This window comes from Spirosoma pulveris (assembly GCF_054781875.1).
In genome coordinates this window covers 1-648 of the sequence record NZ_BAAGTO010000069.1, presented here as the reverse complement: position 1 = coordinate 648, position 648 = coordinate 1, and the positions used below count along the sequence as shown (strand labels likewise).

The 648-nt window shown below is 50.6% G+C and carries 2 pseudogenes; both read left to right on the top strand.

Going from position 1 to position 648, the window contains the following annotated elements:
• Positions 1 to 425, top strand: a pseudogene (locus ACYVJM_RS32150) (SusC/RagA family TonB-linked outer membrane protein); the annotation flags it as partial.
• A gap of 18 nt (positions 426 to 443) precedes the next feature.
• Positions 444 to 648 (top strand): annotated as a pseudogene (locus ACYVJM_RS32145) (RagB/SusD family nutrient uptake outer membrane protein); the annotation flags it as partial.

Here is a 648-nt window from a genome sequence, read left to right as displayed (position 1 = left end):
ACTTCGATCTCAGCGTTCTGTTCCAGGCATCGACCGGTGGGCAGATCTTCCTCCAGACGGAGTCGGGCACCATTGGTAACTTCCTGCAATACAGCTACGATCACCGCTGGACGGTGGATAATCCCAGCACGGTCGACCCCCGTATCGTGGACCGCAGCAATCAGTACTTCTCCAACGGTACTACTTATTGGCTGAAGAGCACAGATTATATCCGGTTAAAAAACCTGGAGCTGGGTTATACATTACCGAGCACCATTGGTAATAAAATTGGTCTAAGCAGTCTGCGCATTTATGTGAATGGCTTGAACCTGGCCACCTATGCGCCTGCCATGAAAGGCATATACGATCCTGAGTCAACGAATAGTGCGGGACAGTATTACCCACAGGCGCGGGTTATCAACACGGGGGTATCACTTAGTTTCTAAATGATTAATCAGAACAGTATGAATTATATAGCAAAGTGCATCTCGTTCAGTCTGCTGTTGGGCACAACGATGGTCGCCTGCAACACAGATTTCCTCAACACCAAACCGCTTGATAAAGTATCGGGTGATGCCGTTTGGGCCGACCGTGCCCTCTCGGAAGCTTTCGTTACGGACGTGTACAACGGGATTCGGGACGGCCTGCTGGACCAGATGAGCCTGGACT